Source organism: Serratia sp. EWG9 (genome assembly GCF_019913725.1).
Classification (GTDB): domain Bacteria; phylum Pseudomonadota; class Gammaproteobacteria; order Enterobacterales; family Enterobacteriaceae; genus Serratia; species Serratia ureilytica.
In genome coordinates, this window is the sequence record NZ_JADNRO010000006.1 from 83,342 (window position 1) to 102,806 (window position 19,465).

Sequence of the window (19,465 nt, forward strand, 5' to 3'; positions counted from 1 at the left end):
ATAGATGGAACCTATTTTTAATCTACCCAAAAAAGCGATGATAATCACCTGGCTTTCGCAACAACTGTTGAAAAAAAGGTGATGTATGCAACTGCAAAACAAGTCTCTCATTGAACGTATCGTCCACGCCGTCGGTTTCGAGGCCATCGCCGTGATGGTTTGCGCCCCGCTGGGCGCGTGGCTGCTGAACCGCTCAATGGTGCAGGTCGGTGCGTTGGCGGTGATGCTGTCCACCGTCGCGATGCTGTGGAACATGGTTTACAACACGGTGTTCGACCGCCTGTGGCCGGTCAGCCGGGTGGTGCGTAACCTGAAGGTGCGTGCGCTGCACGCCGTCGGCTTTGAAGCCGGTTTTATTCTGATCGGCGTGCCGATCGCCGCCTGGATGCTGAGCATTTCCTGGGCGCAGGCGTTTATGCTGGAAATCGGTTTCTTCCTGTTCTTCCTGCCGTACACCATGGCCTACAACTGGCTGTACGACACGCTGCGCCAGCGCTGGTTCGAAGCGCGCCAGCCGATCAATTCCGGCGCCAAATAAGGCGTCGTCAGCCCGGCGATTCTCAGGTAAGGTCAGAGGATCGTCGGAAAATGCTGAGGAATGAAGGATGAAAGTGTTGGGTCTGCTGGGCGGCATGAGTTGGGAATCCACCATTCCGTATTACCGCACCATCAACGAGCAGGTAAAGGCGCGCCTCGGCGGGCTGCATTCGGCCAAAATCGTGCTCTACAGCGTCGATTTTCAGGAGGTTGAACGCTTGCAGCACCAGGGCGATTGGGATGGCGCCGGCCGGCTGCTGGCCGCCGCCGCCGTGGCTTTGCGCGCCGCCGGCGCCGAAGCTATCGTGATCTGCACCAACACCATGCACAAGGTGGCGGAGGCGGTCGAGCAGGCCAGCGGCCTGCCGCTGATTCACATCGCCGATGCCACGGCGCTGCAGGTGCGGGAGAAAAACATTCGCCGCGTCGGGCTGCTGGGCACGCGTTTTACCATGGAGCAGACCTTCTACCGCGGCCGCCTGCAGGAATTGCACGGCATCGATGTGGTGACGCCGGTCAGCGCCGATCGTGACATCGTGCACCGCATCATCTATGACGAACTCTGCCTCGGCAAAATTCGCGACGCCTCGCGCGACGAGTATCGCCGGATCATCAGCGATCTGGAACAACAGGGCGCGCAGGGGATTATTTTCGGCTGCACCGAGATAGGGTTGCTGGTGAGCGAGCGGGATGCCTCGGTGCCGGTGTTCGACACCACCGCGATCCACGCTCGCGCCGCCGCGGCGTTCGCGCTGGCCTAATCGTCGTGCGGCGGTTGCCGGCGGTTCACCAGCATCAAGGGTTTGCCCGCCAGCGCCAGCCAGGCGGGCAGCATCACGATGCACAAGATCGGCAACAGGTGCAGATCCGGCACCACCGCCACTGCCATAAACAGGCTGAGCCAGCCGTCGCGCGTGACCACCAGCACCAGCCCCATGATGGCGCAGGAGACGGTGATCGCCGCCGGCACCGCCGGAACGTGCTGATGCAGCATCAGCCCCAGCGCCACGCCGACGAACACCGCCGGGAAGATGCGCCCGCCGCGAAAGCCGCAGGCGGCGGCGATCACCAGCGCCGCCAGCTTGGTCAGGGTAACGGCCAACAGCGCCGGCACCGAATAGTTGCCGTCTGCCGCGAGGCGCTTCATTTCATCCAGCCCTTTGAACAGGGTAATCTCACCGCCCACCAGCGCCAGCAGGCCCAGCACAAAGCCCCCCAGTCCTAGCATCAACACCGGATTCTTCATCGAATGGAACAGGCGGTGAACGTGCGGGAAGCACCACAGCGCCACCATGCCGAGCGCGATGGCGATCAGCGCCACGATGGCGCCGCTGAAGATGTCCGGCAGTCGCGTTACGTCGTAGGCGTCGAGCTGCAGGGCGAAATTGGGCACGAAGAACAGCTGGGTGGTGACCGCGCCGGCGGCGGCGGCCACCAGCGGGGCGAACAGCCGATCCCACAGCGGCGTTTCGTTATTGCCCGCCAGGGTTTGCGAGAAGATCAGCGCGGCGGCGACCGGCGTGCCGAACATCGCGCCGATGGTGCCCGCGGCCGCCAGGATGATCCAGTCCATGCGCGGCACCTTAGGCAGCAGGCGCGCCCCCGCCGCCGCCGCCAGCGCGATATTGATGGCGGTGATCGGGTTCTCCGGCCCCAGGCTGACGCCGCCGGCCAGGCCGACGATCAGCGCCAATCCCAGCCCCGGCAGGGCGGAGAGCGGCAGCGGCATGCCGATCAGCGATTCCGTCGCCGGATCCGGCCCGGCATGGCCCGGCATATAGCGCACGATCAGGCCGACCGCCACGCCGGTCAGCGTCAGCATGCCGAGCGGCCACCAGGGTGCCTGGGCGTCCAGGCTCAGCGCGTCGGGCAGCGTCACCCACAGCCATTGCTGCAGCGTAGCGGCGACTTTCATCATCAACAGCAGCACCAGACTGGAGGCGGAACCGATAATCAGCGCAGGCAAAGCAAAGGCCAACATGGCATTGGCGCGCGGATGCAGCATGGATAATCCCTTGTCGATGCCTCCATGCAGGGCAGGGAGAGCAGGTGGTTGGACAGTGACCACAGCTTGCCAGACTATCGGCGAGCAGGCACGCATTGATATTGCCCGGCGTCGATGACGGTTAACAGTCGCGGCGGCGCGTTTTTTGCCGCAATTTGTTTCAAATCGCGGCTTGGCGGGCCAGCTGAAACGTTTTTTGTGATCCGGATCGCTATTGGGGCGCAGATCCGAGTCGGGTGATTGTTGTTTTCGCAGCAGGATTTTACAGTGTGGGCAGCTTTTTATTTTTCATTTTGCGGAGACGAAATCAATGACCTATGCCCTCGTAGGTGATGTTGGCGGCACCAATGCCCGCCTGGCGTTGTGCACTGTTGCGACGGGTGAGATTACCCAGGCGAAAACCTATTCCGGCCTGGAGTTCGACAGCCTGGAGGCGGTGATCCGCCACTATCTGAAAGCGTGCGATATCGAGGTGCAGGACGCCTGTATCGCGATCGCCTGCCCGGTGACGGAAGACTGGGTCGCGATGACCAACCACAGCTGGGCGTTCTCTATCAAAGAAATGAAGGCCAACCTGGGGTTGAGTCATCTGGAAGTGATCAACGATTTCACCGCCGTCTCGATGGCGATCCCGATGCTCTCGCCGGACGACGTGCTGCAGTTTGGCGGCGGCGATGCGCAGCCGGGCAAACCGATCGCGGTGTACGGCGCCGGCACCGGGCTGGGTGTTGCCCACCTGGTGCAGGTCGATCGCCGCTGGGTCAGCCTGCCGGGCGAGGGCGGCCATGTCGATTTCGCACCGAACAGCGAAGAAGAAGACATTATTCTGGAGGTGCTGCGCGGTGAAGTGGGGCACGTTTCCGCCGAGCGCGTGCTGTCCGGGCCGGGCCTGGTCAACCTGTATCGCGCCATCGTCAAGGCGGACAACCGCCTGCCGGAGAAACTGGAGCCGAAGGACATTACCGAGCGGGCGCTGGCCGACAGCTGCATCGACTGCCGCCGTGCGCTGTCGCTGTTTTGCGTGATCATGGGGCGCTTCGGCGGCAACCTGGCGCTGAATCTGGGCACCTTTGGCGGCGTGTACATCGCCGGCGGCATCGTGCCGCGCTTTATGGAATTCTTCAAGGCCTCGGGCTTCCGCGCCGCCTTCGAAGATAAAGGGCGTTTCCGTGACTATGTGCGAGACATTCCGGTGTTCATGATAACCCATGGCCAACCGGGCCTGCTGGGAGCCGGCGCGCATCTGCGCCAGACGCTGGGCATGCAGCTGTAAGCAACGCGGCGGCACGATAAAAAAAAGGGGCGCAACCCGCAGGTTGCGCCCCTTGTCGTTTTCGCGGGGTATCAGGCTTTGGCCAGCTCTGCCGCCTGTGCTGTTTCTTCGCTTTCCACTTCCACGGCTTTCGGCGCTTTGATGAACAGCGTAATCAGCAAGGAGGCGGCGGACAGGACGCCAATCACCATGAAGGTGGCGTGGAAGCCGCCGAAGTATTTGGCGACGAACGAACCGGCCAGCGCGCCCAGGCCGAAGCCCTGGTAGATGATGCCGTAGTTCTTGCTGTGGTTTTTCAGACCGAAGAAGTCGCCGACAATCGCCGGGAACACGGTGATGTTGCCGCCGAAGCAGAAGGCCACTGCGCCGACGCAGATGAAGAACAGCGTGTGGTTCAGGGTCATGAAGCTCAGGGCGACAATCGCCAGTACGGTAACCAGCATGGTGAAGCTGATGACGCGCATACGGCCCACTTTATCGGACAGTGTCCCCAGGATGATGCGGCCGGCGGTGTTGAAGATGGCGACGGCGGACACGGTGTTGGCGGCGGTGGCCAAGTCCATCCCGGCCAGTTGAACGCCCATGTCTTTCACGATGCCAATCAGATACAGACCGCTCATGCAGGCGGCAAAGAAGATGGTGAACAGCAGGTAGGCTTCTTTGGTGGCCAGCATCTGGCGCACGCTGAAGTCGTTGCCCAGACCGTTGGCGCCTGGCTGTGCGGCGTTGGTCGCCAGCACCGGCTCTTTCAGCAGCAGGGAGCCGACGACGATCAGGCCCATCACGATGGCACCCCAGTAGAAGAAGGCACCGGAAACGCCGACGTCGGCGATCAGGGCGGCGTTGACGTATTTGAACAGCAGGCTGCCGCTGCCGAAGGCGCCGACGGAGATGCCGGAAATCAGGCCTTTGTTGGCCGGGAACCATTTGATCAGGTTGGACAGGGTGGAGATGTAGGCGATACCGACCGCAAAGCCCACCACCACGCCGGCCAGCAGGTAGATCATGTCGAGCGAGCTGACGTGGGCGCTGGCGATAAGGCCCAGGCCGACCAGGATGCCGGAGCACAGCGTCAGGTTGCGGATGCCGAAGCGTTCTTGCAGCTTACCGGCGAACAGCGTGGCGAAGGCCAGGAAGAAGCTGGTGATGGAGAAGGTGGTGGCGACGTCCGCCAGCCCCCAGTGGAACTTGTCGACCAGCGGCTGGTTGAACAGGCTCCAGGTGTAGATGGTGCCCAGACCCATCTGACAGATGATGGTGCCGAGAACGATTAAGCTGCGATTTGCCGGTTTGGTGTTCATGGCCGGTCTCCTTCCTGTGTGTGCGTTGCCGGGCGTGAGCCGTTGGCTGAAATTTGCGGGGTGAATCAGCGTTCCCGCGGTATGGGCTTATTATATGGCCGGCCCCTGCGGCGGGCGGCGGATCGGGAATGAGTTGCACGACGGAAGGAATGAAATGCATTTTATGCGGCGTGAGTTGCCGTTTTTGCGCCTGAAAGCCCGTGAAATGCCGGGGGTGACACGTGATCTACATCAAAGATATCAACGATTTATTGTTAATCGCCGGTGAACGATTGTGGTGGAATTGTGAAGGATGCGTCTGAAAGGCGTAAATCGGCATTGCGCCTATAGAGCGGCGGTGAGCGCGGGGCTATGTTATCTGCGATCGGACAAGGTCCGCTCTGCAGGAGCCATGAAATGAAAAAAACGCTGTTGTTACTGGCTGCGCTGCTGGCGCTGCCGCTGGCGAGCCAGGCCGACGTCTCCATCGGCGTGAACGTGCCTGGCCTGTCGTTGCATATCGGCGATCGCGACAATCGCGGCCATTACTGGGACGGCTATCGCTGGCGCGATCCGCGCTGGTGGGCCGATCACCGCCGGTATGAACGCCCGCGCGGGTACTATTACGGCCCGCCGCCCCGGGTGATTTACTACGGGCCGCCGCGGCGCGACTGGCGCGACCGGCCGCATTACCGCATGCCGCCACCGCCGCCGCCGGGGTATTACTACCGTCCGGGCCCGCGCTGGTAAGCGCTTACAGGCGCATCAGCTTGCGGAACTCTTTCACCTTGCTGCGGCTGACCGGCACTTCAAACTCGAGATCGCTCAGCCGCAGAATGTAGGTATTGTTGAACCAGGGCACGATCTCGCGGATCTTCGCCAGGTTAACGCAGTAAGAGCGGTGGCAGCGGAAGAAATGCTCTTCCGGCAGCCGGCCGTAAAACTCGGTGATGTTCATCGGCATCACGAACTCTTCCCGGCGGGTATAGACCCGCGTCACCTTTTCATCGGCGGCGGCGTAATAGATGTCGTTGATGTCGGTAACGATGATCCGCTCGTCTTTGATCAGGTTGATGCTGTGGCTGCCGCGGCTCGGCGCGCTGGCCGGCTCCGTCGCGCCGGCGGGACATGATGCAGCGCCTCCAGCTTTTGCAGCATGGTGACGATGCGCGCCTCGTGATAGGGCTTGAGGATATAGTCGAACGCTTCGATCTCGAACGCTTCCACCGCGTGCTCTTTATAGGCGGTGATGAACACGATAGACGGGCGATGCGCGAATTTGCTGATGTTTTGCGCCAGCAACACGCCGTCCAGCGACGGGATGTTGATGTCGAGGAAAATGGCGTCGACCTGGTGGGTCTGCAGGTATTTGAGGACGTCGAGGCCATCTTCGAAGGTGGCGACGATATCGATATTGCTGTGTTTCTTGATCAGGTAGCTGAGTTCTTCCTGCGCGAGGAATTCGTCTTCCACGATAATGGCTTTCATGAGGCCTCCCCGACCGACGGCGCGCTCGGCTCCTGATGCAGCTTGCCGCCGTTTTTGCTGATGTAGAACGCGATTTCGGTGCCCGGCTCCAGGCGGCGGATATGCAGCCCTTCACCGTACAGCAGCGACACGCGGTGGTGTACGTTGAGCAGGCCGATATTGTGGCCCGGCATCTCGTTGCGCGCCACCCGATCGATGGTTTCCTGATTGATGCCGTGGCCGGTATCCTTCACCGATATTTTCACCCGGTCGCCCTGATCTTTCACTGCGATCACCACTACCCCTTTGCCCTTGCAGGGCTGGATGCCGTGCACGATGGCGTTCTCCACCAGCGGCTGGATCAGCAGACTCGGAATGCGCACCGAGACGTCGTCGTCGATGTCGTAAATCACCGTCAGCTTGGCGCCGAAACGCGCCTGTTCGATGGCGATGTAATCCTGGATCTGATGCAGTTCCTTGCGGATATCGATCAGTTCGTCGTTCAGCTCCAGGTTGTAGCGCAGGTAGCGCGACAGGTTGATGATCAGCTGGCGCGCGGTGTCCGGATTCAGGCGGATGGAGGAAGAGATGGCGTTCAGCGCGTTGAACAGGAAGTGCGGGTTAATCTTGCTCTGCAGCGCGCGCATTTCGGCTTTATCCGCCATCTGACGCAGGTGCTCGATGCGCGAAACCTCCATCTGGGTGGAGATGATCTGCGACAGCCCGACCGCCATCACCTTCAGCGTGTTGGTGATCTGGTGAGCGTGGCAGTAGTAAATTTTCAGCGCGCCGGTCACTTCGCCTTTTTCCCACAGCGGCACCACCAACTGCGAATGGATCTGCGGCGCGGCCGGGTTTTCCAGGTTGTTTTTGATGATGATTTTGCCGTGGCGAATGCTTTCGCGAGTGACGCGGCTCAGCCCTTCGCGGCCGATCGGGTAGGCTTCGCGCCCTACGCCGACGTAAGCCAGCACCTGATGGGTATCGGTGATCGCCACCGCGTCGGCGCGGATATCCTGGCGGATGATATCGCAGATGGTGGCCAGCGATTCGCTGTTGATGTTGCGGAAATAGGGCAGAGTCTTGTGGGCGATATCCAGCGCCAGCTTGGCCTGGCGTGCGGCGATCACTTCTTTCTCATCCTCGACGCTCTGCACCAGCAGCACGATCAGGCCGATGCACACCGTGCCGAGGATCATCGGCAGGGCGATCTGCGACACGATGTCCAGCCCAAGCTCGGTCGGCTTGGCCCACAGCACGATCAGCAGCATGGTGAGGGATTCGCACAGCATGCCGCCGACGATGCCGGCGCGCCAGCGCTGCTCTTTTTTGACCTTGAGGTTGATGTAACCGGCGCTGATGCCGGCGATGATGCTGGTGATAAGGCAGGGCACCGAGGTGATGCCGCCGATGTCGATCAGATAACGGTGCACCCCGGCGATGATGCCGGTGACGATCCCCACCCAGGGGCCGAACAGGATGCCGCCGGCCATGATGGCGATGACGCGCACGTTGACCAGCGAGCCCTCAACGTTGATGCCGGAGTAGGTGCTGAACAGCGCGAACAGCGAGAAGATTGCCGTGACGATGCCGAGCTCAAGCGGCGTATGGTCTTCTTTTTGCAGCAGTTGGCGGAACAGCCGGGTGCGGGTCAGGAAAAACAGACAGATCAACATCAGCGCGGCGCGATCAAACACCGCCAACAGCATTTCAAAAAAAGGGTGCACGACGGGTTCTCGCTGCGGCCTACGGATGACGGCAGTATATCACAGCGAGAGAGGCCCGTGGCTGGGGAGGCGGTCAGCGCATGCCGAGCTGCGCTTTGCCCAGCGGCGTCAGCAGCTCGACGGTGGCGCGGCCGTCGAAATCCACCTCGAAGTCGTCGGGGGCGAAGTCCGGCGGCGTTCTGCCGTCGATAAAGCTCGGCAGCTGGCGCTGCAGATAGGCGTCGTTTTTCTCGCAGCCCGGCGCGGCGGCGATGTACATCACGTTGCTGTCGAACTCGCCGTTATGTTCGTTCTCCACCGCGTGGATCACGTCGCAGTGCCAAAAGACCGTGTCGCCCGGCTCCAGATCGGGAATAGGGGAAATCCCGCTTAATAAAAGGGGATGCCATTTTTCTGAGATCGACAGCGCGCGGCCCGGCGCCGCATCGCACAGATCGTCATCGGCGACGTCGTCCTGCAGCGCGCGCAGCAGCACATAGGCCATGGCGTTGGCGATCGGCACCAGGTTCAGCGTGCCGGCGTTGGTGCGCTGCGGCGTCAGCGCCGTCCAGCCCTGGAAGGTGCGGAACATCGAGCAGACCGCCGGAGAGGCTATCTCGCGCACTTCGGTGCGGCCGTCGGCGGCGAAGGGATCGTACTGCTGCCAGTCGCCGGAGAAGACGTGGCGATACACATAGCGGAAGTTCTCGTCCAGCCAGCGCTCGATGGTGCCGCTGTCGACGTGCGGCGACAGGCCCAGCGACGAGGAGTTCGGCGGGCGGCGGCGGGTGCGATCGGCGTAGGTGGCGACGCGAGTCGGATCGAAATGCTGCTTGCCGTTGCTTTCGGTGGCCCACAGGCTGTTGAGGAACACCTGCACCGCATGCATGCGCGCGTCCTGCCGCGCTTCAACCTGCGGTTTTGACCAATAGATGCCGTAGATCTGCGGCTTGCTGGCGGCCAGCTTGCCGAAATAGTTGTCTTCGGCGGCGTTTTTCAATCGCTCGACGAAGTTGTTGCGATCGAGGTAATCGCCGATTTCGCGGTTCCAGCCCTCGGCTTTGGCGCGCGGAAATACCCCGCGAATAGCGCAGGCGCCGCGCTGTTTGATCAGCGCTTTTTGTTGTTCAGTGACGCGCTGCTGCAGGATATCTTCCGCGTCAATTTGCGGCACCGGGTTGTGGCCGGCGGCCAGTTCGCGGCGAATCTGTTCGACCTGGCCGCGGATGTTCTCTTCCAGCGCCTGGAATACGTCGCGATAGTTGGGCAATGCCTGACGCAGTTGACGCTTGACGTTAACGATCGCCTGCGGAATATCGTCGATGACTAAAGAGGCCATGGTGTTCTCCTGATGCCGCGTGGGTAACGGCGGCGGGCAGTTGTAGGGAATCGGGCAAGACGTTATGGTTTTGTGGTTTTAACGTAAATGATTATCGGCAACCAATCGGGGAAAATAAAGAGATATCTTTCATTCGTAAGTTCCTCTTTTTCGTTTTTCGGAGATTTTATGAAGCTGGTCACTGAACGTCTGCAATTACAGTCGATAACCGCCGAGGATTGGCCGCTGTTTCTGCGCCTGTACCAAGATCCCGAGGTGATCCGTTACATCTCCGATCCGCGCAGCGAAGCGGAGATCCGCGCACGATTCGAGGAGCGCCTGCCGGTCTGGGACAAACACGGCGACCAGTGGCTGTGCCTGGTGATGCGTGAGAAGCACAGTGGAGAGGCGGTGGGCATTACCGGCTTTCGCCCGCACTGGGTGCCGTATCGGCAGGCGGAAGTGGGATACGGGAGTTTGCCTTCCGGGCAGGGCAAGGGCTATGGCAAGGAGTCGCTGCGGGCGGTGCTGGATTTTGCGGTGAACGCCTGCGGTTTTCACAAGCTGACCGCCACCGTGACCGCCGGCAACCTCGCCTCGCGCGGCCTGCTGGAGTCGTGCGGTTTCCAGCTGGAGGGCACGCTGCGCGACAACTACCGTCTGGCGGATCAGTGGTGCGACGACTGGCTGTTCGGGCTGCTGGCGGCAGAGTTTCAGGGCGCTAAATAAAAATATCGCGCAGGGTATCGACAAGCTCGTCGGCGCTGCGCTATGTTCGATATTCGGTCAGTTCGCTGGCCAGCGTCGCTCGGACGGTCCGGGCGCTAACGTCTATCGAGGAATCCCCTATGGCTGATAACAGTCCACAGCGCCGTTTCACGCGCATTGAACGCCTTCCCCCTTACGTATTCAACATCACCGCCGAACTGAAGATGGCCGCACGCCGTCGCGGCGAGGATATTATCGACTTCAGCATGGGTAACCCCGACGGCCCGACGCCGCCGCACATCGTGGAAAAACTGTGCGCCGTCGCCCAGCGCGACGACACCCACGGTTATTCCACCTCGCGCGGCATTCCGCGCCTGCGCCGCGCCATTTCGCGCTGGTATGCCGATCGTTATCAGGTGGATATCGATCCGGAAAGCGAAGCCATCGTCACTATCGGTTCGAAAGAGGGGCTGGCGCACCTGATGCTGGCGACCCTCGATCACGGCGATACCGTGCTGGTGCCGAACCCCAGTTACCCGATCCACATTTACGGCGCGGTGATCGCCGGCGCTCAGGTGCGCTCGGTGCCGCTGGTGGACGGCGTGGATTTCTTCGGCGAGCTGGAGCGCGCCATTCGGGAAACCATTCCGCGCCCGAAAATGATGATCCTCGGCTTCCCGTCCAACCCGACCGCGCAGTGCGTGGAGCTGGATTTCTTCGAGCGGGTGGTGGCGCTGGCTAAGCAGTACAACGTGCTGGTGATCCACGATCTGGCCTATGCCGATATCGTCTATGACGGCTGGAAAGCGCCGTCGATCATGCAGGTGCCGGGGGCGAAAGACATTGCGGTGGAGTTCTTCACCCTGTCGAAAAGCTACAACATGGCCGGCTGGCGCATCGGTTTCATGGTCGGCAATCCCGAACTGGTCAGCGCGTTGGCGCGCATCAAGAGCTACCACGACTACGGGACCTTTACGCCGCTGCAGGTGGCGGCCATCGCCGCGCTGGAAGGCGATCAGCAGTGCGTGCGCGATATCGCCGAGCAGTATCGGCAGCGCCGCAACGTGTTGGTGAAAGGGCTGCATGAGGCCGGCTGGATGGTGGAAAACCCGAAGGCGTCGATGTACGTCTGGGCGAAAATTCCCGAACCTTATGCCCATCTCGGTTCGCTGGAGTTCGCCAAACGCCTGCTGGCGGAAGCCAAGGTTTGCGTTTCGCCGGGCATCGGCTTCGGCGACTATGGCGATACCCATGTGCGCTTCGCGCTGATCGAAAATCAGGACCGTATTCGCCAGGCGGTGCGCGGCATCAAGGCCATGTTCCGCGCGGACGGGTTGCTGATGTCGGGCAAAGGCGGCGGCGCCAAATAATCCTGTCAGGCCGGACGTTTGTCCGGCCTTATTTTTCCCGTCCCAAGGTTTTCTTCATTATTTCCCCATTATGCTCGACTACGCTGAATTTTATTTTTTGGATAGAGTGTATGAGCAACCGCTACGCGCGATCGCAAATCGTTTTACATTGGTTGACGCTGCTGATGGTGATCCTCACCTACGCGGCGATGTTGCTGAAGGATTCGGTGCCGGAGGCGTGGGCGCCGCTGGTCAAAAATCTGCACTTTAATTTTGGGGCTTCGGTTTTTGCCCTGATGCTGATTCGGCTGGCGGTGCGCACCCTCCACGCGACGCCGCCGACCACGCCGCCGCTGGAGGAATGGCAGGAAGTGGGCGCCAAGATCTTCCATTGGCTGCTGTACGTGGTATTCCTGATGTTGCCGCTGCTGGGCGTGTTAACCCTGGCCTACGGCGGGAAATCGTGGACTTTACTGGGGTGGCCGGTACCGCAATGGGTGACGCCGGATCCGGTGATGCGCAAGCTGGTTAAAACGGTTCATGAGACGCTGGCGAATATCGGCTACTTTATTATTGGCGCGCATGCGCTGGCGGCGCTGTATCACCACTACCTGCGCAAGGACGACACCCTGCGCCGCATGATGCCGGGCAAATAACGGCGAACGACGGAAACGACAAAGGGACGCTCGCGCGTCCCTTTGGCTGTGTTCCCGGTCAGGCAACCATCAACATGAAGGTGCCAACCCAGGCAACCAGCATGAATGACACGCCCATCAAAAAATATTTCACTGAACAACTCCTGTCTGGAGTCCTCGCCAGCAATGATCCCGATTGTTGTGCTGAGTGTTTTATGGGCAACCTGTTTGTCGGGCGGGTTCTTCCAAACGAAAGAACAACGTCCTCGCGCGCGGGTTGTCCGGTTGTCGCGCCTCATGCTCCGTGAGGTAAAATCCGAACCGCGACAGGATCGGCGCTAATGTACTCTCAATACTGGTCTGATTTCAATACTGTGTTTTTGATCACAATTTTCGGCTGTTTTTTGAACAGTGCGCGCTGTTTTATAACGCTTTTTAAGTCGGGATAGACCAACTCTCTGACCCACGATAGCCGCAGGTACTCTTTTTCGATAAATGATTTTTGTGTTAGTGTTAATTTTATACTAACGAACGGTAAAAAGGAGTTTTACCTATGCCGCTACATGGAGAGTTTATCGTTAATGATGCACAGTTTTCCCCTTTGCTCATATACGGTGTTGGCACTTTTCTGGCTTACTCGGGCAATGGAATATATCGTAATCAAGCCGGTTGCGTGGCTGTTCCAGACAGTGGCCCAATCCCTCAAGGCCGCTATCACATCGTCAACAGGATAACGGGTGGCTGGAAAGGAATGCTGAGAACCGATCTTCATGATTTCTATTCGTGGCCGACATCGACGCCGGTTATCAAATATGAGTGGTTTGCCCTTTATCGTGAAGATGGGAAAATTGACGACTATACATGGATTAATGGGGTAAAACGGGGAAATTTCCGTTTGCATCCATCAGGCCCTTTAGGTATCTCTTTGGGCTGTATTACATTGCAGCATCGGACTGACTTTTTAGCTATTCGTCAGGCATTACTCTCCACCCGGCCAGTCAGGTTAGTTAACGACCTGATGTCTTATGGAACGATTGAGGTCATTCTTAATGGAAAGCAGACGTGTCCCGATGGGAATTAAACTCCTGATAGGAGCTGGCATTTATATACTGACATTTCTGCTTGCGAGGCCTTCAGACCCTTCGACGCAGGGAGAGCGTGAATTTTGGATAAAAGCAGCAAACCTGTTCGGTGAACGCGATATTGAGGGATTTGTAGGTATAGCGCTACTTATTGGCTGTTTGGTTATTACGCTTATAGTCAGCCCATTAGTCATTCGTGTTATTGAAAGAAGGTTGAGGTAATTAGTTTATTGATATAAAAATATTTTTATATTTTACCCTCACTTAACACAGCGGTTTAGTCTTTGGGGTCTGCATGAGTTTCTGTTTAATCGCCAATGGCTGAAATCCTTCAGTCATAGGCGATGTTAAGCGTTATGTGTTGCAATGCAGCGGCAGGCGCTCAGGCGACGGCGTTGATGCCGGTCGCCAGAATGACCCAAAAAACGAGACAAGACAGCAGAATAACGGCCCAAATATGACGGCGACTCCACTCCATTTTTAGCCTTCGTTGTTGCGACAGAGGATTAGGTAACGATCACATCGGCGCGAATGGGGGAAAATTTAGCCCCTGCGGATAATATTTTGCTTACCTGTTGCTAACTTATTGGCAAACTTCACTTATCGTCACGCGCACGTCGTAGCCCAACAGATACAGCGCCTGCTCCAACGCTTCCACCTTCGAGGCGTAACCGATATCCAGCAACCGCTCCATTTGCCCGCCGTTGAAACCCAGCTTGCGCGCCAGCGCCGCTTTACCGGTGTTTTTGCGCAGCATGGCGTTGTGCAGTTCGATTTTCAGCGCCACCAGCGCCGGCAGGTGTACCCTCAACTCATCGGCTTGCAGAGGGGAAGGGGCGGGCAGGGGCAAACCTTCATCCATCGTGGCGGCGATGGCGGCCAACAGGCTTTCCTGTGCCTCCAGTTCGATGTCTTCGCGTTTATAGCAGGCGGTTTGCCACTCGGGGAAGTCGCGAAAACCGATCTGCCAGGCGTCGCTGTCGCGATCGAAGGCGTAATGGGCGAAGTAATGGCTGAACATGGCGATCCCTGATTAAAACCTGAATGAGGCGCTATTGTGACGGCACGGACGGCGGATAGCCATAGCCTTGAGCGGAATGGCGCTCAATCGGTCTGTTCACGCGGCTTGCGTCGCAGCCCGTCGGGCGGCAACAGCAGGGCGCAGACCATGACTGCCAGACTGAACAGCGGCAGCCAGCGCGCTACCGGGCCGGGGGAGTAGTTGTTGAGCACCGAGCAAACATAGCACGCGACGGCCAACGCCCAACCGGGCAGGCCGATATCGTTGAGTCGGAACGCGGTTTTGGCCATGAACCACGTGACCAGGCCGAAACAGAACAACGCCCACACCATAATGCACAGCAGATACAGCAGCACCGAGACGAATTCGGCGCCGTCGCCGTGCGCGTGGACGCGAAAATGGTTTTTATCCAGATAGGTCGACAGAAACGACAGCAGCACGATACCGATGGCGAAGATCGCCAGCGAGAAAATAAACGGTTTGCGCGAGATGCGCCCACGGTACAGGTCTTTGGCGAGTTGTCCGAGAGATTCCATCACAGTCCATTGTCGTGATCATTGCGGCGATAGCCGGGTGGCAAGCAGTCGGGCATTTTATCGGGGCAAACGTGGGCGTCAAGGTGATAACTTTTCTCATTTAGTTGCGGTTGAGATTCAGCGCGGCCGCACCGGGCGTTCTTTGCCCGTGCAAAACGTCACAATTTGGCACGTTTGGCTACCTGACGCGGTCATTGGCGGCATAATCCTGTTTGTTCGCGTTGAACAATGCATTAACATAACTCCCACTTATCTCTTGCATGGCTATATGGATATCCGATGCGTCACCTGGTTGCGCTTTTACCGCTGATTACCTTGCTTGCTGCCTGTAGCAGCACGCCGAAACCCAGTACCACCGCTACGCCGCAGAGCGCCCCTGTAAAGGGCGGCTTTTTGCTGAGCCCGGCGCACAGCGGCGCGCCGCTGGGTGGGGATTTCGCCAATAACCCGAATACCGCGCGCTTTATCGAGAAGATGGTGCAGGAACACGGTTTTGACCGGCAGCAGCTGCACGACGTGCTGGCGCAGGCTCGGCGATTGGATTCGGTGCTGCGGCTGATGGACAGGCAGGCGCCGACGCCGTCTACCCAGGGGCCAACCGGGCCGAATGGCTCCTGGTTGCGCTACCGCAACAAGTTCATCACCCCGGATAACGTGCAAAACGGCGTAGTGTTCTGGAATCAATATCAGGATGCGCTGCAGCGCGCCTGGCAGGTGTACGGCGTGCCGCCGGAGATTATCGTGGGGATTATCGGCGTGGAAACCCGTTGGGGCCGCGTAATGGGTAAAACCCGCATTATCGATGCGCTGGCGACGCTGGCCTTCGACTACCCGCGCCGCGCCGATTACTTCGCCGGTGAGCTGGAAACCTTCTTGCTGATGTCGCGCACCGAAGGCGACGATCCGCTCGAGTTGCGCGGTTCCTTCGCCGGTGCGATGGGCTATGGGCAGTTCATGCCTTCTTCCTTCAAAAGCTATGCGGTCGATTTCAACGGCGATGGGCATATCAACCTGTGGGATCCGGTCGATGCCATCGGCAGCGTGGCCAATTACTTCAAAGCGCACGGCTGGTCCAAAGGCGAGCCGGTCGCCATTCAGGCCAACGGCCAGGCGCCGGGGTTGGAAAACGGCTTCAAGACGCGCTACTCGGTCGCCGCGCTGGCCGAAGCCGGCCTGAGCCCGCAGGGTTCGCTTGGTGATAACCAAGAGGCCAGCCTGCTGCGGCTGGATGTCGGCACCGGCTACCAGTATTGGTACGGTCTGCCGAACTTCTACGTCATCACGCGCTATAACCACAGCACCCATTACGCCATGGCGGTATGGCAACTGGGCGAAGCGGTCGGGCGCTCGGCGCGCGGCGGCTTCTGACGCTGCGTCAATAAACGAAAAAGGCCGCTTGCGCGGCCTTTTTTGCATTCTGAGCAATCAGAAATCGTAGCGCAGACGCACCACGGTCATATCGCCGAGGTTGTCGGTGCTCGATGTCAGCACGTGCTCTACGTCAACGCGGAAACCGTAGTCAAACTGTACGGTCACCCCGAGGCCGTTATCGATACGCTGATAGTTGCGGCCGGTGATGTATTCCAGGCGGTCGCCCATGAAGTACGGCATCACCGATTTCACCGCGTACTGACCTACCGGCACGGTATAACCGGCCAGGTATTCGATACCCCACGCATCGCCGGCGAAGTAATTATTGACGTCGGCTTTCTTGGTGGTCAGGAAGTCGTTGTAGTAACCGCCGCCGAAGGTCAGGGTCCAGTTGTCCGGTTTCCAGCTGATGGCGGTGCCGAAAATGTTCTGATCGTAGCTTTTGCTGCCGCTGGTGGACGGGTTGCGCATTTCGGCGCGGGTGTAGTTCCAGGCGGTGCCCCAGGTCAGATCCGGCGTAATGTGGTAATCCACACCCAGAGAGCCGCCGCCTTTGCGCTTGTAGCGCAGGCCGTTGCCCGGCAGATAGTCGCTGTCGCTGAACAGGTACGAGGCGTAAACGTCCGCATCGCCGAAGCGGTTCTTGTACTTCAGCATTTTGCGTGAACGGTAAGAGCCGTCGTAGTCGCCGTTAATGCCGTTGCCCGGCGCCTGGGCCAGCATGTCGTAGTCCCAGATATCGGTCTTGGCGCCCACCACGTCATAATAAACGCTGTTCTGCTGACCGAAGGTCATCTGGCCCCAGGTGTTGCTTTTCAGGCCGGTGTACAGCATGCGGCGGCTGGTGTTTCTCGCGCCGTCGGCATAGTGATGATCCCAGTCAAACAGCGCCGGAATGTTCACGCCCAGCTCGTAGTAGCTGATCCAGCTGATATCGTCGAACAGATAGTAGTCCGCCGCGAAACGGAAGCGGGTGCCGCCGTCGAAGCCGTTACGCTTGTACGAGCCCTTGTCACCGTCGCCCGTCATGTTGTTGAACTGCGGACGAATACTGCCGCCAACGGTGAAGTTCAGGCGGCTGAGCGGATCGCCGGCCTGTGGATCTTGCTTCAGCAGGGTGATTTCCGCCTGAGCGGCGAACGACGCGCTGCCGATCGCCAGACCCAGCGCCACCGCTTGAGTCATTACGCGCAATTTCATTGCCATGTGTTATCCCTGTTTTAGGTATGACCGCCCTCATCAGCGCCGCCATGCCGATGTTTTGCGCAGAAAGCTGCGTTTTTGCGCATTTTGACGGTTTTTTTGGTGTTTTAGCGGCGGGCGGCATTTGTAGCATAAACGGTGAAATAAATAATTACTTTTCTTGCTAATTATTGGCCGGTTTTTGACCATTTCGTGCGGTGAAAGTGGCCGCTCTGCCTCTCTCTCCACTCGGATGAATTCATTTAACGCCAAGGTTTATATTTTTCATTTGTCAGTCACCAACCCCAGCCTGTAATTTCAGCCATGCAAGAGATAATTAATTCCAGCCTGTCACCGCCGTATTAACGTGAGGCATTTTTGCGTAATCGGTTGGCAGGAATAAGCGATTGGGAGGTCGCCATGAGAAACCTGTTAATGTTGTTGGTGGGGCTGTTTTCATTATCGGCGATGGCGGCGGAGTCGCACGTCTGCCATTCTCAAGCTTATGATTATGCAGAGGTTAGTAAGCTAAGGTTGTCTGACGACACTCTGTTTTTCTGCCGCGGCGTGGGGCGCCTGACGATCCCGGAATTGGCGCGAAAAGGCTGGAAGGTGATTCACCTGGCGCAGCAAACTGAATATACCGACTCCGTCGACAGCGATGGCGAAGTTATTAAGCTTTATCAGGAAATCGTGGTGTATAAAGAATAACGCGGCGGCAGCCTGTGATTATTTCAACGGCGGCGGGAACCCTATTATGAATGCAAGAATCGGTATCGACGGCAGGGCTGCTGCCGCCATGGTGATGCTATGCGCCATTTGGGGAATGCAGCAGGTGGCGATCAAGGCCGCCGAGCCGGATGTGTCGGCGGTGCTGCAAATTGCCATTCGCTCCGGTCTCGCCGCGCTGGGGGTTTACCTGCTGGCGCGCTGCCGCGGCGAGTGCTTCACCTGGGATCGCGCCACGCTGAGCGCCGGTTTGAGCGTAGGGGCATTGTTCGCGCTGGAGTTCTTTTTTGTCTCCGAAGGGCTGCGCTATACCAGCGCTTCGCATATGGCGGTGTTTTTGTACACCGCGCCGCTGTTTTCCGCTCTCGGCCTGCATTTTCTGATTCGCCAGGAACGCCTGTCGCCGGTGCAGTGGCTTGGCATGCTCATCGCCTTTGGCGGCGTGGTGTTGGCCATATCGGGCATGGCTGAGGGCAGCGGCGACGCAGCTCGGTTAAAGGGCGATCTCTACGGCCTGCTGGCGGGGATCGCCTGGGGCGGTTCTACGCTGGTGATCCGTACCACGCGTCTGGCGGAGTGCCCGGCTAAACAGACGCTGCTGTTCCAGTTGACGGGCGCCTGCGTGCTGCTGTCGTTGCTGGCGATAGCGTCGGGCAATTTGCACGTCGCTCTGAGCCGGGTGGCCTGGAGCAGCCTGCTGTTCCAAACGGTGATCGTGTCGTTTTTCAGCTACCTGATCTGGTTTTCACTGTTGCGCCGTTATCAGGCGTCCTCGCTGGGCATTCTCACCTTTATGACGCCGGTATTCGGCATCCTGGCCGGCGTCGTCATGCTCGGCGAGCCGCTGCAAATTGAGTTTGTATTGGGTGCCGTGCTGATCGTGCTGGGGTTAATCGTGGTGAGTTGTTCATATCTTATTTATTTTGACCGTAGGGTGGCACCAAAAATATAAATTATGGATGTTGATGTACAGAATTACCAAATAAGCTGCGCAAGCCAATTCATTATTCAGATGCAAATATCCCGCTATGCCTGGGGCGTGCCGTTGATTACGCTCAGCGATAACGGTGACTTTACCGTGATAAGAAGCCGAGGTTGGTCGAAATTGGCTAACGGGATGCCGCTGGAGGTTTATTACTTTGCCAATAATTCCCTGCTGACCTGGGATAAAAATCGCAAATATATCTCTTATTCAAAGGCCGGCCGGCTCTATGCCTGCGCGTTGCATTTTTCTTATTCTCCCAAAGTATGGCGATAACCCTCTGG

General features: G+C 58.8%; 20 protein-coding genes and 1 pseudogene. 12 read left to right on the forward strand and 9 right to left on the reverse strand.

All coding sequences use genetic code 11. The features are described from left to right. The first annotated feature begins 85 nt into the window (after positions 1-85). Both ITX55_RS14940 and ITX55_RS14945 read left to right on the forward strand, forming a co-directional pair. On the forward strand, positions 86-538 hold the full coding sequence (locus tag ITX55_RS14940) for a multidrug/biocide efflux PACE transporter (protein ID WP_016926809.1): 453 nt from the start codon (positions 86-88) through the stop codon (positions 536-538). A gap of 67 nt (positions 539-605) precedes the next feature. Continuing rightward, positions 606-1,298 carry an aspartate/glutamate racemase family protein gene (locus ITX55_RS14945; protein ID WP_019453821.1) on the forward strand — a complete coding sequence of 231 codons (693 nt, stop codon included), beginning with the start codon at positions 606-608 and terminating at the stop codon, positions 1,296-1,298. Here ITX55_RS14945 and ITX55_RS14950 read toward each other — a convergent pair. Continuing rightward, positions 1,295-2,542: an ion channel protein gene (locus tag ITX55_RS14950; RefSeq protein ID WP_047025275.1), complete on the reverse strand. Its 1,248-nt coding sequence runs from the start codon at positions 2,540-2,542 to the stop codon at positions 1,295-1,297. The two genes, ITX55_RS14945 and ITX55_RS14950, sit on opposite strands and share 4 nt — an antisense overlap. 310 nt (positions 2,543-2,852) lie before the next feature. Here ITX55_RS14950 and glk point away from each other — a divergent pair, with 310 nt between their 5' ends. Then, positions 2,853-3,815, forward strand: coding sequence for a glucokinase (glk, locus tag ITX55_RS14955; RefSeq protein WP_025303754.1), 963 nt, complete (start codon positions 2,853-2,855; stop codon positions 3,813-3,815). A 71-nt stretch (positions 3,816-3,886) separates the two neighbouring features. Here glk and ITX55_RS14960 read toward each other — a convergent pair whose 3' ends face one another. Next, positions 3,887-5,116 (reverse strand): OFA family MFS transporter, encoded by a 1,230-nt coding sequence (locus ITX55_RS14960; protein ID WP_033643939.1) that lies wholly within the window; start codon positions 5,114-5,116, stop codon positions 3,887-3,889. A 396-nt stretch (positions 5,117-5,512) separates the two neighbouring features. Here ITX55_RS14960 and ITX55_RS14965 point away from each other — a divergent pair, with 396 nt between their 5' ends. Next, entirely contained in the window at positions 5,513-5,845 is a 333-nt protein-coding gene (locus ITX55_RS14965; protein WP_033643938.1) for a DUF2502 domain-containing protein, read from the forward strand. 4 nt (positions 5,846-5,849) lie between these two features. Here ITX55_RS14965 and ITX55_RS14970 read toward each other — a convergent pair. The 3 genes and pseudogenes from ITX55_RS14970 to ITX55_RS14980 all read right to left on the reverse strand — a co-directional run bounded on the left by ITX55_RS14970 (position 5,850) and on the right by ITX55_RS14980 (position 9,607). After that, a pseudogene (locus ITX55_RS14970) lies at positions 5,850-6,583 on the reverse strand (LytR/AlgR family response regulator transcription factor). Then, positions 6,580-8,271 (reverse strand): sensor histidine kinase, encoded by a 1,692-nt coding sequence (locus tag ITX55_RS14975; RefSeq protein WP_108681661.1) that lies wholly within the window; start codon positions 8,269-8,271, stop codon positions 6,580-6,582. Before ITX55_RS14975 ends, ITX55_RS14970 begins: the two are co-directional and overlap by 4 nt. Positions 8,272-8,362: 91 nt before the next feature. Further along, positions 8,363-9,607 (reverse strand): DUF1479 domain-containing protein, encoded by a 1,245-nt coding sequence (locus ITX55_RS14980; protein ID WP_033651992.1) that lies wholly within the window; start codon positions 9,605-9,607, stop codon positions 8,363-8,365. Positions 9,608-9,775: 168 nt separating this feature from the next. Here ITX55_RS14980 and ITX55_RS14985 point away from each other — a divergent pair, with 168 nt between their 5' ends. The 3 genes from ITX55_RS14985 (at position 9,776) to ITX55_RS14995 (ending at position 12,299) form a co-directional block, all read left to right on the forward strand. Further along, the gene (locus tag ITX55_RS14985) at positions 9,776-10,315 is read left to right on the forward strand and encodes a GNAT family N-acetyltransferase (RefSeq protein WP_108681659.1); all 540 of its coding nucleotides are present in this window, start codon (positions 9,776-9,778) and stop codon (positions 10,313-10,315) included. A 119-nt stretch (positions 10,316-10,434) separates the two neighbouring features. Next, a complete protein-coding gene (gene alaC / locus ITX55_RS14990) occupies positions 10,435-11,664 on the forward strand; it encodes an alanine transaminase (RefSeq protein ID WP_042785136.1) in 1,230 nt (409 codons plus the stop codon). Positions 11,665-11,774: 110 nt separating this feature from the next. After that, the gene (locus ITX55_RS14995; RefSeq protein ID WP_033643933.1) at positions 11,775-12,299 is read left to right on the forward strand and encodes a cytochrome b; all 525 of its coding nucleotides are present in this window, start codon (positions 11,775-11,777) and stop codon (positions 12,297-12,299) included. 58 nt (positions 12,300-12,357) lie between these two features. Here ITX55_RS14995 and ypdK read toward each other — a convergent pair whose 3' ends face one another. Continuing rightward, positions 12,358-12,432: a membrane protein YpdK gene (gene ypdK / locus ITX55_RS15000; RefSeq protein ID WP_099782600.1), complete on the reverse strand. Its 75-nt coding sequence runs from the start codon at positions 12,430-12,432 to the stop codon at positions 12,358-12,360. Between the two features lie 399 nt (positions 12,433-12,831). Between ypdK and ITX55_RS15005 the strand changes: the two genes are divergently transcribed. Then, complete coding sequence (locus ITX55_RS15005) at positions 12,832-13,359, forward strand: DUF2778 domain-containing protein (protein WP_089192088.1); 528 nt, start codon at positions 12,832-12,834, stop codon at positions 13,357-13,359. A 584-nt stretch (positions 13,360-13,943) separates the two neighbouring features. Here ITX55_RS15005 and ITX55_RS15010 read toward each other — a convergent pair. Both ITX55_RS15010 and ITX55_RS15015 read right to left on the reverse strand, forming a co-directional pair. Continuing rightward, positions 13,944-14,381: an antitoxin HicB gene (locus ITX55_RS15010; RefSeq protein ID WP_033651988.1), complete on the reverse strand. Its 438-nt coding sequence runs from the start codon at positions 14,379-14,381 to the stop codon at positions 13,944-13,946. An 83-nt stretch (positions 14,382-14,464) separates the two neighbouring features. After that, complete coding sequence (locus ITX55_RS15015) at positions 14,465-14,917, reverse strand: DUF805 domain-containing protein (RefSeq protein ID WP_223085197.1); 453 nt, start codon at positions 14,915-14,917, stop codon at positions 14,465-14,467. A gap of 279 nt (positions 14,918-15,196) precedes the next feature. Between ITX55_RS15015 and mltB the strand changes: the two genes are divergently transcribed. Then, entirely contained in the window at positions 15,197-16,285 is a 1,089-nt protein-coding gene (gene mltB, locus ITX55_RS15020; protein ID WP_033632457.1) for a lytic murein transglycosylase B, read from the forward strand. Between the two features lie 57 nt (positions 16,286-16,342). Here the strand turns inward: mltB and ITX55_RS15025 are convergent, their stop codons facing one another. Continuing rightward, on the reverse strand, positions 16,343-17,494 hold the full coding sequence (locus ITX55_RS15025; protein ID WP_033632458.1) for a porin: 1,152 nt from the start codon (positions 17,492-17,494) through the stop codon (positions 16,343-16,345). A 396-nt stretch (positions 17,495-17,890) separates the two neighbouring features. Here ITX55_RS15025 and ITX55_RS15030 point away from each other — a divergent pair, with 396 nt between their 5' ends. The 3 genes from ITX55_RS15030 to ITX55_RS15040 are packed head-to-tail and all read left to right on the forward strand — an operon-like array spanning position 17,891 to position 19,457. Then, the gene (locus ITX55_RS15030) at positions 17,891-18,181 is read left to right on the forward strand and encodes a hypothetical protein (RefSeq protein ID WP_108681657.1); all 291 of its coding nucleotides are present in this window, start codon (positions 17,891-17,893) and stop codon (positions 18,179-18,181) included. Between the two features lie 46 nt (positions 18,182-18,227). Continuing rightward, positions 18,228-19,151 carry a DMT family transporter gene (locus ITX55_RS15035; protein ID WP_033651986.1) on the forward strand — a complete coding sequence of 308 codons (924 nt, stop codon included), beginning with the start codon at positions 18,228-18,230 and terminating at the stop codon, positions 19,149-19,151. Positions 19,152-19,154: 3 nt separating this feature from the next. Further along, positions 19,155-19,457 (forward strand): hypothetical protein, encoded by a 303-nt coding sequence (locus ITX55_RS15040; RefSeq protein ID WP_033643927.1) that lies wholly within the window; start codon positions 19,155-19,157, stop codon positions 19,455-19,457. Positions 19,458-19,465: the final 8 nt, after the last annotated feature.

Bases quoted from the DNA above. Each gene is read 5' to 3' on its own strand.
- ITX55_RS14940 (WP_016926809.1), top strand. From the start codon at position 86: ATGCAACTGCAAAACAAGTCTCTCATTGAACGTATCGTCCACGCCGTC.
- ITX55_RS14945 (WP_019453821.1), top strand. From the start codon at position 606: ATGAAAGTGTTGGGTCTGCTGGGCGGCATGAGTTGGGAATCCACCATT.
- ITX55_RS14950 (WP_047025275.1), bottom strand. From the start codon at position 2,542: ATGCTGCATCCGCGCGCCAATGCCATGTTGGCCTTTGCTTTGCCTGCG.
- glk (WP_025303754.1), top strand. From the start codon at position 2,853: ATGACCTATGCCCTCGTAGGTGATGTTGGCGGCACCAATGCCCGCCTG.
- ITX55_RS14960 (WP_033643939.1), bottom strand. From the start codon at position 5,116: ATGAACACCAAACCGGCAAATCGCAGCTTAATCGTTCTCGGCACCATC.
- ITX55_RS14965 (WP_033643938.1), top strand. From the start codon at position 5,513: ATGAAAAAAACGCTGTTGTTACTGGCTGCGCTGCTGGCGCTGCCGCTG.
- ITX55_RS14975 (WP_108681661.1), bottom strand. From the start codon at position 8,271: ATGCTGTTGGCGGTGTTTGATCGCGCCGCGCTGATGTTGATCTGTCTG.
- ITX55_RS14980 (WP_033651992.1), bottom strand. From the start codon at position 9,607: ATGGCCTCTTTAGTCATCGACGATATTCCGCAGGCGATCGTTAACGTC.
- ITX55_RS14985 (WP_108681659.1), top strand. From the start codon at position 9,776: ATGAAGCTGGTCACTGAACGTCTGCAATTACAGTCGATAACCGCCGAG.
- alaC (WP_042785136.1), top strand. From the start codon at position 10,435: ATGGCTGATAACAGTCCACAGCGCCGTTTCACGCGCATTGAACGCCTT.
- ITX55_RS14995 (WP_033643933.1), top strand. From the start codon at position 11,775: ATGAGCAACCGCTACGCGCGATCGCAAATCGTTTTACATTGGTTGACG.
- ITX55_RS15005 (WP_089192088.1), top strand. From the start codon at position 12,832: ATGCCGCTACATGGAGAGTTTATCGTTAATGATGCACAGTTTTCCCCT.
- ITX55_RS15010 (WP_033651988.1), bottom strand. From the start codon at position 14,381: ATGTTCAGCCATTACTTCGCCCATTACGCCTTCGATCGCGACAGCGAC.
- ITX55_RS15015 (WP_223085197.1), bottom strand. From the start codon at position 14,917: ATGGAATCTCTCGGACAACTCGCCAAAGACCTGTACCGTGGGCGCATC.
- mltB (WP_033632457.1), top strand. From the start codon at position 15,197: ATGCGTCACCTGGTTGCGCTTTTACCGCTGATTACCTTGCTTGCTGCC.
- ITX55_RS15025 (WP_033632458.1), bottom strand. From the start codon at position 17,494: ATGGCAATGAAATTGCGCGTAATGACTCAAGCGGTGGCGCTGGGTCTG.
- ITX55_RS15030 (WP_108681657.1), top strand. From the start codon at position 17,891: ATGAGAAACCTGTTAATGTTGTTGGTGGGGCTGTTTTCATTATCGGCG.
- ITX55_RS15035 (WP_033651986.1), top strand. From the start codon at position 18,228: ATGAATGCAAGAATCGGTATCGACGGCAGGGCTGCTGCCGCCATGGTG.
- ITX55_RS15040 (WP_033643927.1), top strand. From the start codon at position 19,155: ATGGATGTTGATGTACAGAATTACCAAATAAGCTGCGCAAGCCAATTC.